The sequence below is a fragment of the Psychrobacter sp. I-STPA10 genome, assembly GCF_021012795.1.
GTDB lineage: Bacteria > Pseudomonadota > Gammaproteobacteria > Pseudomonadales > Moraxellaceae > Psychrobacter.
In genome coordinates, this window is record NZ_VFYU01000022.1 from 18,414 (window position 1) to 34,288 (window position 15,875).

General features: G+C 41.3%; 7 protein-coding genes. 2 read left to right on the forward strand and 5 right to left on the reverse strand.

Features of this window, described 5'->3' with window-relative positions:
- Nucleotides 1–327 precede the first annotated feature (327 nt).
- A complete protein-coding gene (locus FHK89_RS10760) occupies nt 328–1,728 on the reverse strand; it encodes a 3-oxoacyl-ACP reductase (RefSeq protein ID WP_230660047.1) in 1,401 nt (466 codons plus the stop codon).
- An 842-nt stretch (nt 1,729–2,570) separates the two neighbouring features.
- Between FHK89_RS10760 and FHK89_RS10765 the strand changes: the two genes are divergently transcribed.
- Nucleotides 2,571–4,145 carry an acetyl-CoA C-acetyltransferase gene (locus tag FHK89_RS10765; protein WP_442966587.1) on the forward strand — a complete coding sequence of 525 codons (1,575 nt, stop codon included), beginning with the start codon at nt 2,571–2,573 and terminating at the stop codon, nt 4,143–4,145.
- A gap of 175 nt (nt 4,146–4,320) precedes the next feature.
- Here the strand turns inward: FHK89_RS10765 and FHK89_RS10770 are convergent, their stop codons facing one another.
- From FHK89_RS10770 to FHK89_RS10780, 3 genes are all read right to left on the reverse strand, one after another.
- Complete coding sequence (locus FHK89_RS10770) at nt 4,321–9,255, reverse strand: NAD-glutamate dehydrogenase (RefSeq protein ID WP_230660050.1); 4,935 nt, start codon at nt 9,253–9,255, stop codon at nt 4,321–4,323.
- Between the two features lie 229 nt (nt 9,256–9,484).
- Nucleotides 9,485–10,666, reverse strand: a complete 1,182-nt coding sequence (locus tag FHK89_RS10775) for a WG repeat-containing protein (protein ID WP_230660053.1) — start codon at nt 10,664–10,666, stop codon at nt 9,485–9,487.
- A gap of 130 nt (nt 10,667–10,796) precedes the next feature.
- Nucleotides 10,797–12,110, reverse strand: coding sequence for a solute carrier family 23 protein (locus FHK89_RS10780; RefSeq protein WP_230660266.1), 1,314 nt, complete (start codon nt 12,108–12,110; stop codon nt 10,797–10,799).
- Between the two features lie 345 nt (nt 12,111–12,455).
- On the opposite strand from FHK89_RS10780, the gene ppc reads away from it, so the two are divergent.
- Nucleotides 12,456–15,266: a phosphoenolpyruvate carboxylase gene (gene ppc, locus FHK89_RS10785; protein WP_230660056.1), complete on the forward strand. Its 2,811-nt coding sequence runs from the start codon at nt 12,456–12,458 to the stop codon at nt 15,264–15,266.
- A 154-nt stretch (nt 15,267–15,420) separates the two neighbouring features.
- Here the strand turns inward: ppc and fdx are convergent, their stop codons facing one another.
- Nucleotides 15,421–15,759 (reverse strand): ISC system 2Fe-2S type ferredoxin, encoded by a 339-nt coding sequence (gene fdx, locus FHK89_RS10790; RefSeq protein WP_230660059.1) that lies wholly within the window; start codon nt 15,757–15,759, stop codon nt 15,421–15,423.
- Nucleotides 15,760–15,875: the final 116 nt, after the last annotated feature.

The following is a 15,875-nucleotide window of genomic DNA, read 5'->3' on the forward strand; positions in this document are numbered from 1 at the left end:
TTATTTATTACTTAACAAATAGTCAATAAAGAGTCATTAAGCAACATCTATTTGATAAACAACTAATGATTCAATCTTTTATTGATGTTTAGTTATTGGCATTTAGAGTTTACACTTGTTTTACCTGATTATAATATACCGAGAAAATCAATAAATTAATAGTGAAATTTGCTACTGTCCTAATCACCAAATAACAACGCATAAAAATAAACATGCATGTGCTAAAAAATATGCTACCCCCTCCCTAACTCTCTTCTAAGATAGAACAAGATAGAAGATGGCTAGAAAGAGGGTAGAAATGACGCTGTGATGGTCATTGACCGTCAACTATGCACCCAACAAGTTTTGTCCGCACACACGCACAATATTACCGTTTAAACCACCTGATGCTGGGGTAACAAACCATGCAATGGTCTCTGCCACATCAATGGGCAGACCACCTTGACTCATAGAGTTCATACGTCGACCTGCTTCACGCACAGCAAATGGAATAGAGTCGGTCATTTGGGTTTCAATAAAGCCCGGTGCAACCGCATTGATCGTAATTTTTTTGCCCTCGTTAGTCAGCTGTTTTGCAGTCGCCTGCACCAAGCCAATCACCCCAGCTTTTGAGGTCGCATAGTTGGTTTGTCCAAAGTTACCTGCAATACCTGCAATGGAAGACACACACACAATACGCGCATGCTCATTGAACACATCATTCTCAAATAAATAGTTATTTATTTTGGCAATACTGGCAAGGTTGATATTAATCACCATATCCCACAGTTTTTTATCCATTTTTGCCAAGGTTTTATCACGGATAACCCCTGCATTATGCACAATACCATCTAAGCCACCACGTTTTTGTGCTGCTTCAGCAATGATTGAGCCTGCATCATCAGCGGTAATATCCAGTAGTAATGTTGAACCGCTGATTTGTCCAGCCACTTTTTGTAGATCAGCTTGCTGCTGTGGTACATCCAAACAAATCACATGTGCCCCTTCCCGAGCCAATACCCGAGCGATTGACTCACCAATACCACGACTAGCCCCTGTGACTAACATCGTTGTACCTGCCAGTGGTTGCTTCCAATCCACCTCGACTGACTCACCAGCACCCACACGCACTACCTGCCCAGACACATAAGCTGAGCGTGCTGAGGTGAAAAAGCGCAGCGTAGAATCAAGATTATTTTCGGCATCTGCTTCTACATAAATCAGTTGAGCAGCGATTCCTTTTTTAAATTCTTTGCCCACAGAACGTACAAATCCTTCAAGCCCACGTTGTACCATGGCAGTTTCTATTGACTCACACTGCTCAGGCGGACGACCAATAACAATCACTCGACCTGATGCTTCAACTTGACGGGCAACAGGGTGAAAAAATTCATATAACTGTTCAAGCTCAGTACTATTGGTGATATTACTGGCATCGAATATCAACACTTTATATTTATCTTCATTACCTGCTGAGCTTTTGACTTCAACACCTGCTTCGGTAAATACCTGCATACTGCCATCTTGCTCATTAAGATAAATCTCTGCATGCATCTCATCCAAAATACGTGCCGCTGACTGTGCAATACGATTGTCATCACCACTAGCAGAACCAAACAACACACTGCCACGTACCAACTTTTGACCAGATTCAAAACGATCTAAAGGTGCTGGTAATGGCAAACCAAGATTTTTAGCGACTTTTTTGCCCACCGAAGTTTGTACAAATGTACCGTAACGATCTGTCATATTTTTCTCCAAAAATGAATGTCAATGTATAAGTTATCAGTTAGATAATACAATGATTACTAGGTTATTTCTAATTAGCAAATATTATAAACACCACCCTAGCAATTATATATCAGTACTTACAAAACATAACTAACTATAGATACTTTAACAATTATTAAGCACCCCTTGAAAACAATCAGGTATAAATTATATACAGGAATACACTATGCAGGTTATGGGCGGTTTAGTATAGTCCTTGCCAACAATTACCATCCGTAAAACGATCTATTTCTCCCCTTCAAGGTTGATAAATTATATTATAATATCGTTTTGTTTACTCATTTAGTAAACTTAATAAAAATCAGCATTGAATTGTGTCTAAATCAATACCATTGTGGTAGAGATAATAAATAGTATGGTCAGTATTCAATTCATAGAAAATAGAAAAATGACTATTTTATAAACAAACTGCACAATAAGGAACTTTTATGTCAAGCAAAAAACAAAGCCCCATCACTGCAACTGTGGTTACCAAAGCAGGTGAATCACTGATTGCAGAAATCAATGACGATACAAAAATTAAAGCTAATAGCGATACACATTCTGTTTCTAAGCTTGATGAATTAATTGAAAAAATTGAAAGTAACCATACCAATGAACATACGGATGCAGATGAAAAAATTGCCAAAGATAAAGCTGCCAAACAACGCATTATTGAAGAAAATCTTGCGCAAAAACAAGCAGAAGAACAGCAAGAAGAATTTGCTGAACCGCTCGCATCAGAGGATACATATAACGCTTCTACGCAAAATGTAACAGAAGATAAAGCAGATAAAAAAGTCAACGAAGAAAGTCATACAATACAGTCTAAACAGCAAAATCAAGATGACAACCTAAACAATAACGACGATAACCAAGACAATAACATTGTTACTAAAGCGCAAACAGATACTGATACTGCTTCTACGACTGATGATACGAAGCAAAATCCAGCATCTTTCACCATACAGGCTACAACTGATGAACAAAGTCAGCAAGTGATAGATGCAGCAAATACTTTAAAAACTCAAAAAACGGACAGTAAAAATATGGCTACAGACAAACAAGACACCAAAACAACCACTGACAAATCAAACAAAACTGAGCAAAATGCAGCTCGTCGCCGTGTGGCTATTTTAGGTGGCAACCGTATTCCATTTGCCCGCTCAAATGGTAACTATGCCAATGCCAGTAACATTGATATGCTAACAGCTGCATTAAACGGTCTGATTGAGCGTTACGACCTACAAGGTGAACGCATTGGAGAAGTGGTTGCAGGTGCGGTTATTAAACTTAGCCGTGATTTGAACCTAACTCGTGAATCGGTACTCAATACTGCCTTAAGTCCACAAACACCTGCCTATGACATATCGCAAGCGTGTGGTACAGGACTGCAAGCCACATTTGCAACCTCTAACAAAATTGCCTTGGGTATTATTGATTCTGCTATTGCAGGTGGGGTTGATACCACCTCAGATGCGCCCATTGCAATCGGTGATGGCTTACGTAAAGTATTACTACAACTGAGTGCCGCTAAAAACAACAAACAACGCCTAAAAGCGTTGCTGAATTTAAATCCAAAAGATTTGATTGATACGCCGCAAAATGGTGAGCCACGTACTGGATTATCTATGGGCGATCACCAAGCCATCACTGCGCTTGAATGGAATATCAGCCGTGAAGCACAAGATGAATTGACCGTAAAAAGCCATCAAAACTTAGCACGTGCCTACGATGAAGGCTTCTTTGATGATTTGATCACACCATACAAGGGCTTGACTCGTGATAATAACTTGCGCCCTGACTCAAATCTTGAAAAATTAGCATCACTTAAACCTGTATTTGGTAAGAAAAATGCCAACCCAACCATGACCGCTGCCAACTCTACCCCACTTACTGATGGGGCATCTTGTGTGTTATTAGGCTCAGATGAATGGGCAGAAGAACATGGTTTAAAACCATTGGCTTATATCGTACATCAAGAAACCGCTGCGGTTGATTTTATTGGTAAGCAAGGCGAAAAAGAAGGTCTGCTTATGGCACCTGCTTATGCTGTACCACGTATGCTTGAGCGGGCGGGCTTGACACTACAAGATTTTGATTTTTATGAAATCCATGAAGCATTTGCTTCACAAGTACTCTCAACCTTAGCGGCTTGGGAAGATGAGACATTTTGTAAAGAGCGTCTTGGACTCGATGCACCCCTCGGCTCAATTGACCTTGATAAGCTTAATGTCAATGGATCATCTTTAGCAGCAGGTCACCCCTTCGCTGCTACTGGTGGGCGTATCTTGGCAACTGCGGCTAAACTACTAGACCAAAAAGGTTCAGGTCGTGCATTAATCTCTATTTGTGCCGCTGGCGGACAAGGCGTAACATGTATCCTTGAAAAATAAGTTTATTTTGGTTAGATAGTATTTAGCCAATCCAGTTAACTGGATACACAATATAAAAAATCCCCCTTAAAGATATCTAAGGGGGATTTTTATTTTGCCTATTTGTGTTGTCTAATAAGTTAATATCATTAATTAATCTAACAACTTATTAAACCTATTAAACCTATTAAACCTATTAATCTAACAATCGATTAATTTCACTCATCATTACTGATAATGTAGACAGATGCACCTCACTGCTATTCATTTGCTGCATCTCTTGGGTCAAATCATCAAGTTGCGCTTGATGTTTATCTTTCCATTGTTGTAGTGCTGATTGTGCATCATCTGTATTCAAAAGCTGAGTCAAAAACTGTCTTAACACTCGATTTAGCTCATTTTGCAGCGCATAACGAGCACGGCGATCCCAATGATCTTGCTGTGGTAGTTGGGCAATGTGTTGACTAATCCAATCTAATTGTAGACTTTGATAAGCATCAAAATACAATGCCGCTACTTGCTCTACAGGATACTCATACTGCTGTGCTAATAATGCCGTATCTAAGGCATCAACATGATAAGGCAACATCACAAATGCTTGTGCCAACTCTAAGCTCAGCCCATTGTCTATTAATACAGCCGCCTCCTCTTGCAGTACATCAGCATACTGCTGGGCAATAAAACCTTGCGCATGGGTCAGATAATTGACACTCTCTCCAAAGCGCACAATCATATCAGTCACATTCAGCTCACTACCAAAGGTGTTAATAAACCACACTGCACCCCGTGACAACACGTCACGAATACGATTTTCTAGCTCAAGCTGTATCGAGGCAGCAATGTCGCCTTGCCCCACCTGCTCATCAAGTGATTCCAACATTTGCCAAGCCAAACGAATATTAAACACATCTCGGGCAATGGCATAGGCACGTACAATGGTTGCCAACGGCTGTCCTGTTTCTTCATACAGACGAAATAGCGACTCAATTCCCAAACGATTGACCACACTGTTAGTCAAGTAGGTACTGATAATTTCACGATGCAAACGATGCTGCACCATTTGCGCAAAAAACTTATCGACAAGCTCATCGGGGAAGTATTTGCGTAACTCATTAACAAAATAATCATCATCGGGCAAATCTGATTCTAACAGGGCATCGTATACCCACATTTTGCCGTATGCCAGTACCACTGCCAACTCAGGATTGGTTAGTCCCGTACCCGCTTTTTTACGGGCATGAATTTCATCATCGGTGGGTAAAAACTCAATGGCTCTATCTAGTCTGCCCTCGTCTTCTAGATAACTAATAAAACGCTGATGATCACTAAGATTTTCTACTGCCTGTGCCGCTGATAGTTCGATGGTTTGTGGTTGTAGATAGTTTTGACGTAGCACAAGCTGAGCCACCGTATCGGTCATGCTCTCAAGCAACTCATTACGCTGCTTGGTGGTCATGTCACCTTGTTCAACCACTTGACCCAACAAGATTTTAATATTAACCTCATGATCGGAGCAGTTCACACCACCTGAGTTATCAATGGCATCGGTATAAATCCGTCCGCCACTGCCATCATTACCGCCAGATAACGCATACTCAATGCGACCTTGCTGGGTACAGCCCAAGTTGCCACCCTCACCAATCACTCGTGCACGCACTTGCTCTCCATTGACTCGCACCGCATCATTGGCTCTATCTCCCACTTCATTATTGGTCTCGGTACTGCTTTTGATATAAGTACCTATACCACCATTCCAAATCAAATCTACAGGAGCTTGCAACAAGGCATGAATGAGTTCATTGGGGGTAAGCGCATCACTATTAATGGCAAAAGCTGCTTTCATTTGCGCACTGATGGCAATGGATTTATCTTGACGAGAGAAAACGCCACCGCCTTCACTAATAAGCGCAGTATCATAATCTGCCCAACTAGAACGGGGCATCTCGAATAAACGTGCACGTTCATTAAATGATGCTTGTGTATCTGGGTTGGGGTCAATAAAGATATGTAAGTGATTAAAAGCAGCTTGTAGCTTAATGTGCTTCGATAGCAACATGCCATTACCAAATACATCACCACTCATATCACCAATGCCCACCACAGTAAAGTCATCTTTTTGTTGGATATCCATACCCAACATACGAAAATGACGTTTTACCGACTCCCAAGCACCCCGAGCCGTAATGCCCATCGCTTTGTGGTCATAGCCAACAGAACCACCCGAAGCAAAAGCATCATCTAGCCAAAACTGATACTCTGCTGCAATGCCATTAGCAATGTCTGAAAACGATGCCGTTCCTTTATCAGCGGCAACCACTAAATAAGGATCATCACCATCATGGCGCACCGTATCAGCAGGGGCAATAATACTGCCATCGACAATGTTATCGGTAATATCTAACATGCCACGCAAAAATGTCTGATAACAAGCAATGCCCTCTTTTTGCAATGCTTCGCGCCCATCTGCCATGGTTTTGTTTTTGACAATAAAGCCACCTTTTGAGCCAACGGGAACAATCACTGCATTTTTGACCATTTGTGCTTTGACCAATCCCAATACTTCGGTACGAAAATCTTCCATACGATCCGACCAACGCAATCCACCTCGGGCGACTTTACCACCACGCAGATGCACCGCTTCTACCCGAGGTGAGTAGACAAATATCTCAAACATCGGTTTTGGCTTAGGCAGATTGGGGATTTTTTGAGCATCAAATTTAAACGACAACCGATCTTTACGCTTACCTTGGTCATCACGTTGATAAAAATTGCTACGCAGCATGGCGTTGATCAAATCAATATACCAACGCAAAATGCGATCTTCATCCAAACTACTGACATCTTGTAGGGCAGCCAAAAGCTGCTGCTGGCAAACACTGATCCGTTGTTGTGCTGCATGGCTATCTGTCATATCTGTACTACCACTGTCTGTATGATAGGCAAGATTCATACGCGCATCAAATAAAGCAATGAGCTGTACAGCAATATCGCTATATTTCACTAAGGTTTGCTGAATATAACGACTAGAAAATGGTGCTTTGGCTTGCAGCATATAGCGCGACAAGGCACGCAATACCACCACATCATACGTATCCAAACTGGTGGTCAAAATCAACTCATTAAAATAGTCACTTTCTACCCACCCATTCCATATCTGCTCCAAACTGTCTTCAAACTGTTGCCGTACCACTGCCATATTAACCGCATCAACACCTTTTAATATCAGTGTGTACTCTTGCATCCATAATGCCGTTGCAGTTGCAGTTGATTCTGCTTCATTAGTCGCTTTAGTTTTAGGAGTACCAAAATCATAAGTCTGTGCAGTCACTACCTCTACACCAAACTTTTCTAAAATTGGCAAAATATGTGACAAGATGGCAGGTGTGCCCCGACCATACAATTTTAAGTTTAATTGATTGCTTTGATTGCCTGTGGATTGATACAAATGCCATAACAAAGATTGGTGTTCATTTAAGCTATCTAGGCGCATGATATCCAATACTGCCGTACGCTCATCAAAATGCTCTTGATAAGACGCTGGGATATGTGCTGAATATTGGCGCAACAATTGATTGGCTTTCGCTTCACCCAACTCATTAAATAAAGCCTTCTCAAAGCCTTCTTGCCAGCCTTGCATCACTTTTCCAAGTGCTTGCTCTAGCTGTTGTTTATTAACGGAATTAATATGTCCTGGTTTGGTACGCACATGTACATGTACCCGCGCATGGTGTGATTCATCAAACTGGGTGGTAAATCCTGATGAAATACCACCAAATGCCTCAACCAATATATTTTGAATGCGTACCCTTAGCTGAGTATTAAACTTGTCTCGAGGGATATAAACCAAACAAGAAACAAAACGCTGATAATGATCGATACGGGTAAATAAATACAGGCGTTTGCGGTCTTGTAAATTTGCAATCCCTGTCACCATTGGATATAGCTCATCAATACTGCCTTGGAATAAATCATCTCTGGGCAAAGTATTAATGATATGCAGCAGTTTGTGATACGCATGACCATTTTTTGGCAAATCTGCCCGTGCCAATAGCTGTGCCGTTTTCTCTCTTAGCAATGGGATTTGATTGACTTCAAGCTGATAAGCACGTGAGGTTAATAAACCAATAAAACGATACTCTCCGATGACCTTGCCATGTTCATCAAATTTTTGAATACCCAAAAAATCCATATACACAGCACGATGTACAGGCGAGATATGACTGGATTTAGACAACAACAGAACTTGGGGTACAGTGAGCAAGTTTTTTAGGCTATTGGGCAGTTGATGGAAACTCTCCGACCGCTTATCCTCAAGACCTTGGCGTAATAGCCCAAGCCCTGAGCCACCAACCGAATATAAATCCAGTTCATCATCGGTTTGACTCAGATGATATTCTCGATATCCCAAAAATACAAAATGATCTGCCATGATCCAATCTAAAAAGGTCTGCACTTCCTGCATACTATATGGACTATTGCTGATGTGGGTTGCGCTCAACTCAGCTTTAATTGATTTTAGCTTATCCTGCATTGCTTGCCAGTCTTTCACCAAAGTATCTAACAAAGCCACTTTTTCTAATAAAGGGGCACGGATAGGCTCAAGCTGTGCCTCTTGTTGACGATCTATTTCACAATGAATCAATGATATATAACGTGCATCACTATTATCTGCACCTTGCACCGCTGTCACATCACCATTATCATCACGTACCACTTGCACAATGGTATGAAATAAACGATGCACATCAATCTGTTGTGCCTCTAAACTTAGCAGCAGGGTATCCACTAAAAAGGGACGATCATACGCCACCATCTGTATCACACTGTGCGAGGTATGAAAGTGATGTGTCTCTGGGGTAGGATTAAATATACTAATCAAAGGGGCTTTGCCATCATAACGCTGCAACAAACGCAAATGATGCAATGCCATGCCCGCTAAGTCCTCATCGCTCAGGCGTTGCATGTCCTGTTTTGTTAGATTGTGATAATACACATGGCTAAACTGCTCTAACAGTGGCGTTTTTTGATGAGTATAACTCGCCATGACCTCGGTGATATGTGCCAGCTTTTGTTGTTGTTCTTTTTTCTGTTGTTGCTGTTGCTGTTGTTGATTGTTATGATTAATACTCATTATTATGCTCCATTTTTTTATCTTCTAAATGTATATAAACTGGTTATGACTATAAATAGCTAAATTTAACCAATCGCTGCTTTTAATTATTATTTGACTATTTTTGCCTACCATCATTAATGTTAATCTTACTGTTTTAAATCTATTTATTTTGACTGATGATATCTATGAGTGTACCTAGCCAACACGACAATTTGATGATACACCTACTTATTAACCTCTACATAAATTAATCACAGCCAACATTTTTACCATCTTTATCAATACACATTTTATCGCCATTTTGCAAATTACCAATCCATGCTTTACCTGAGGTAAACACAAACGCAGGCTGCCCCTGATAAGAAGCATTTGCCCCCTCAGTGATGACACCTTGCTGCTCAAAGCGAAATGGAATCACCAATTCACCTGCCAAATTTACAAATCCCCAACGATTATCAATCCTAACTCCAGCCAGCCCTTCTGAAAACGGCTTCACTTCATCAAAAGAAAAAGTAATCATCGCAACGCCACGATGGTCAACAAATCCCCATTTACCATCTCGTTTTTCTGGCTGCCACACTCTTGTGTCATTTATTTGAGTACGGCTTACTTGAGTGTTGGCTGTTTTTTGATTATCAGTGCGGCTACCCGCAGAAGAGACGGTGGTGGTCGATGTAATGGAGACAGTCGCTTGTGGGGTTGGAATATCAATAGCAGGTGATGGCTGTGTAGATTGGGATTGGGGTTGACGCTGAGACTGAGACTGTGACTGGGGCTGTGATTGTGTCTGGAACTGTGGTTGAGGCGCTGGAGGATTGGGGTTACTGGCAGCACGACCTTGAATATCTATCCATGCGGTCTTGCCACTTTTACGCACCTGTGCCACACCTTGGTCAAAGTCACTAATACTTTGATAACGAGAGGAAAAAGGCACAATCACTTTATTACTGGTATTAATCACGCCAAATTTGCCATTTTTTTTCACCACAATGCGCTCATTACTCACTGCTCGTGCCCAACCTGTGGTGTTTGCATCATCAATTAAAATATCATAAACTGCAGGTATCACTTCTCGCCCCTGCATATTGACATATCCAAGTTTACCAAGGCGTTGTACGGGCAACAAACCCGAACGTAGCTTACTGCTATCCACTTGCGTATAACGAGATAAATCAACGGCTTTTTGCCCGTTTCTATCCAGTAGTGCCACTGGTGCACCTGAGTCTTTGACTGCCAAAAAATAACGGCTACTGGCGGTACAAGAGACATGTTTATAATAACTTTTGGGAATTTTGCACGCATGCGCAGGCAAACTAAACCCCATCGCCATCATACATAGCGCCACAATGCCTATGCTAGATTTAAACTGCTGCTTGGGATTTGTTTGTATTTGTTTTATCAGTGTTTGTTTTATCAATGTATCTTGCATCATAAAGTCTTTTTTGATTCAGTTTAACGATTAGCATAACAAATTGACCCTAGTCAAGCTAATATAATTTTACTAGCAGACAAACAAACGCAGACCATGCCATGCTAATAATGATTATTAGCCCTACTTCCTAAATGGATTCGGTATGAAAACGGTTAAAAACAAAATTTAATACTATCGCTGCCAATGTTGCTGTACCAATACCACCCAAATCAAAACCTGCAATATTTAAACTAAAATTACCAGCACCCATAATCACGGTCATCGCTCCAATCATCAAATTAGAATTTTTGCGAAAATCCACCTGATTATCAATCCAGATTTTAATACCTGCAATGGTAATCAAGCCAAAAACGACAATGGAAGCACCGCCTAATATTGCAGGCGGGATACTTTGAATGAGTGCACCAAACTTTGGGGATAACCCAAGCAATATCGCCACCACGCCTGCTAAAGCAAATACAATCGAGCTGTATACTTTGGTTACTGCCATCACCCCAATATTTTCAGCATAAGTGGTCACGCCCGTACCACCAACACCAGCAGACAATGCTGTCGCCACCCCATCTGCAAAAAATGCACGTCCGATATAAGGCGTTACCCGAGTCTGTGTCATGCCCTCAACCGCTTTAAAATGCCCCAAATTTTCTGCTACCAAAATAAATGCCACTGGTACAATGGCAATTATTGCGCTAACTTCAAAGCTTGGCTGATGTAAACTTGGTACTCCAAACCACGCTGCTTGCTGTACCCCTTGAAAATCAATTGCTGGTCCTAGTGCCAATACATTGGTCAAAATAAAGTAAAATAAATATGAAGCGACCAAACCAACCAATAGCAGCAATCGACGCATCATGCCACGAGTAAATACCGCCACCGAGCCGATACAAGCAATGGTTGCTAATGCCATCCAGATATCAAAGGTATTTGCTGACACCCCTTGTACCGTAACTGGTGCAAGGTTTAAACCAATAATCATCACAATAGCACCCGTCACAATGGGCGGCATCAGTGATTCTATCCAGCGTGTGCCCACTGCCATCACCACCAAACCAATAAACGCATAAAAAATACCACAGGCAATAATACCACCCAATGCCACATCAAGATTGGCATTAAAACCCGTCCCTGCATATGCCGTCACCGCAATCACAGGCCCAATAAAAGCAAAGCTTGAGCCCAAGTAACTGGGCATACGTCCACCCGTAAAGATAAAAAATAAAATGGTACAAATACCCGACATCAAAATTGCCAGATTGGGGTCAAAACCCATCAATAGCGGTGCTAATACAGTAGCACCAAACATCGCAAACGTATGTTGAATTGCCAGCAAGACACTTTTTCCCACAGGCAGATACTCATTAATATCCACAGGCAAAGCATGTGCCGCATCTAAATTGCCCTTATAAGGCTGCCAATTAGGAAACCAACCCTCACCTTGCATATCATGCAAGTTATTTAATGCCACAGGCTCATCTTGTGGTTGCTTATTTTGTGGTTGCTGCGCTCGCTGCATAGTTACTCCGCCTAATTCTTATAAAAGTGTGCCTATTATCGCTGATATTAGTTCATAAATCTTTAACTCAGCCAGTTTTTAATACCTAGCCTGTTCCTTTATAACAATAAATGACAGCAAATATATTTTGCTACTGACAACTTATATGGCAGTCAGTCATTTTAATAGCTTGAATTTATTATATTTTTTTATAATATAAGGCTTATTAGTAATACTATATTGCATTCACTTAACGTTCGCCATGATACACAATATAAGGTAATAGGATAAAAAATGAGCCAGAACAGCCAATATTCAGCCCACAATAATACTAATACAGATGCAATCACCACATTTGATCCCATCGCTCGTGATGAACTATTAGACAATGAAAAAGATTTACCCTTATTAGAAGAAACCAAATTACTCAGTGATGCCCTTATTCGGGTAATCCAGTCACAAACCTCACCCCAAGTTACCCACACCATTGATGCACTGCTGGCAGGAGCAAACCCACAAGCCACCATCAATGAAGTTTTACCAACATTAGATAATCGGCAAACAGAAAACTTAATCCGTGCCTGTAGCTTATTTGCACAGATGTTTAATATTGCCGAAGACCGCCACCACAAACGCCGCCGCCTTGCGCATGAAAAAGAGGATAGCCCTGCGCCATCAAGCTTTGAGCATGTGTTGGGTCAAATACAAAATCAAAAAATCACTGCTGATACCCTACAGCAGCAACTTGATAAAACTACTATCGGTGCAGTATTGACTGCCCACCCCACCGAAGTGCAGCGTCAAAGTGTACTTAACTTTCATCGTCGTATCCGTGAAATACTCAATGACTATGCTAACTCAGCACAACAAAGTGACTATCAACAGCAGCTACTTGAAGAGGATATTGAAACAGTGCTATTGGCATTGTGGCAAACCAATGAAACGCGCCATTTTAAAATGACGGTTAATGATGAGATTATTAATGGCGTTGGCTATTTTGATTTGAGCTTCTTTCAAGCGCTGCCCTCTTTATACCGTAAACTTGATAGCCAGCTAAATGAAATTTATCCCGATACGCGCCTGCCGAATCTGATTCATATTGGTAACTGGATTGGCGGTGACAGAGATGGTAATCCTTTTGTCAGTGCTGACACCCTACGCCATGCATTTAAAAAACAAGCTGCCGCTGTTTTCTACTACTACCGTGATCAACTTGGCAAACTCTATGATGCTCTGCCGTTATCCATCAGACGCGTCAAAATTGATGAGGCAGTGATGGCAATGGCAGCTCAATCACCCGATACCAATATTTCACGTAGTGAAGAACCGTATCGTCGTGCGCTGGCACTGATTTCTGCGCGAGTTGTTGCCACCAGCCACCGTTTTGATTTGGACTATGGCTGCCGTTTTGGTGAAGCTGAGCCTTATCAAACCGCAGAAGAGCTTTTAGCAGACTTAACCACCATTCAGCAATCACTGCTTAATAATGGCAGCCCAAAACTGGCACAAGGCAGACTAGAAGACCTTATTCGTAGCGTCAGCTTATTTGGCTTTTATCTGATGCCCATCGATTTACGCCAACATGCAGCACGTCATGCTGACTGTGTCCATGACTTATTTTTGCACGCTGATTTAGAAGATTTCTTATCATTGTCAGAAGCAGCCAGACAACGAGTGTTGTTGCGTGAATTAGCTACTCCCCGTCCCCTTTATAGCCCTTATGTTGACTATCAACAGCAAACGCAACACGAGCTTGCTATCTTTAAAACAGCAGCAGATATCAAAAATCAATATGGTGAAGCAGCCATTACCCAAAGTATCATCTCAAACTGCGAAAACCTCAGTGATATTTTGGCATTGGCGTTACTGATGAAAGAGACAGGACTACTGAGTATTCGTCAAAATAAACCCATCAGTCGCCTAAATATTGTGCCATTATTTGAAACCATTGACGCACTAGAAAACTGTGTTGGGGTGATGGATAGCCTATTTAGCAACCCATGGTATCAGCAGGTGCTACAAAGCCGTGAGATGATACAAGAGATTATGCTTGGTTATTCAGACTCTAATAAAGATGGTGGTTATATCACCAGTCAATGGTCACTGTATCAAGCCGAGCAAAAATTAGTCAATGTCTTTGCCAAACACAATGTCAGACTACGTTTATTCCACGGGCGCGGTGGTAGTGTGGGACGTGGTGGCGGTCCTTCTTTTGAAGCCATTTTGGCACAGCCTGCTAATTCAGTGGCAGGGCAAATTCGCATCACCGAGCAAGGCGAGGTTATCACTGCAAAATATGCTGATGCTAGTAATGCTGAGCGTAATCTAGAGGCGTTGGTTTCTGCCACCCTAAAAGCGACCTTATTACCAAATGCAACCATGACACCCGATCCAATATTGTTAGAGAGTCTATCAAATCATGCCTTTACCCATTATCGAGAGTTGATTACTCACCCTTATTTTATTGATTATTTCTTGCAGACCAGTCCCATTACTGAGATTGCCAGCTTAAATATTGGCTCTCGTCCTGCCAGCCGTAAAACATTGGCTCGTATTCAAGACTTACGTGCCATTCCTTGGGTTTTCTCTTGGATGCAAAACCGCTTGATGCTGCCTGCTTGGTATGGCTTTGGCACAGCGGTAGAAAAACTACTTGCCGATAATGCTGATAATTTGGCATTACTGCAACAACATGCAAATGACAGCGCATTTATGCAATCGATGCTCTCTAACATGGAGCAAGTGATGGCAAAAACAGACATTGATATTGCTAAAAGCTATGTTGATTTAGCCGATGATAGCCAAAAGGCAGCAGAGATTTTCGCACTGATATTAGACGAGTATGAGCGCAGTAAAGCAGCACTGTTAAAAATTACCGGACAGCAAACCCTACTCTCAGGCAACCGAGCCTTAGCACGCTCTTTGGCACTACGCCTGCCCTATCTCAATGCCCTAAACTGGCTACAAATTGCCCTACTCAAGCAGCGTAGAGGCAATGATCAGACTTCAAGTAATAAAGCTACAGAGTTAGATGATGCCAAACTGCTACAGCTTACCCACTTAACCATCAATGGTGTGGCACAGGGGCTAAGAAACACAGGTTAAATTTAAAAACCTGTATAAATTAAGAAAAAAAAGAGACACCATATTTTGATGACGTCTCTTTTTTTATTTTTCTATACTTTAATTTCACTTCACTTTCTATACTCTAATCAACTGTGCTATTTAACTATATATGATATGCAAAGCAGCAAAATGATTAATGATTTTCTTTAGCATGATTAAGTGTATATTTTGGGATTTCTACGGTTAAGTCCTTATCTTCTACAATCACCTGACAAGACAGCCGTGAATCTGCTTCAAGACCCCAAGCACGGTCGAGTAAATCTGCCTCAATATCATCCATTTCTTCTAGACTATTAAAACCTTTGCGAATCACCACATGGCAAGTAGTACATGCCTTTGACATCTCGCAGGCGTGCTCAATTTTGATGCCTTCATTTAATAAACCTTTACAAAGGTTGCTACCCTCTTCAAGCTCAACTTCCGCACCCTCTGGGCAAATATCATGATGTGGTAATACAGTAATTTTTGGCATGGTATGATCCAGTCGCTAATAAAAATTAAAAAGTGGTCAAACAGACTCTATCTTTATAAATCAATAAAACTTAAAGTTCAGTAAATAACATATATTCAAATAACAGCCATTATCAA

Coding starts and splice junctions, on each gene's coding strand:
- FHK89_RS10760 (WP_230660047.1), bottom strand. CDS start 1,728: ATGACAGATCGTTACGGTACATTTGTACAAACTTCGGTGGGCAAAAAA.
- FHK89_RS10770 (WP_230660050.1), bottom strand. CDS start 9,255: ATGAGTATTAATCATAACAATCAACAACAGCAACAGCAACAACAGAAA.
- FHK89_RS10775 (WP_230660053.1), bottom strand. CDS start 10,666: ATGCAAGATACATTGATAAAACAAACACTGATAAAACAAATACAAACA.
- FHK89_RS10780 (WP_230660266.1), bottom strand. CDS start 12,110: ATGCAAGGTGAGGGTTGGTTTCCTAATTGGCAGCCTTATAAGGGCAAT.
- ppc (WP_230660056.1), top strand. CDS start 12,456: ATGAGCCAGAACAGCCAATATTCAGCCCACAATAATACTAATACAGAT.
- fdx (WP_230660059.1), bottom strand. CDS start 15,759: ATGCCAAAAATTACTGTATTACCACATCATGATATTTGCCCAGAGGGT.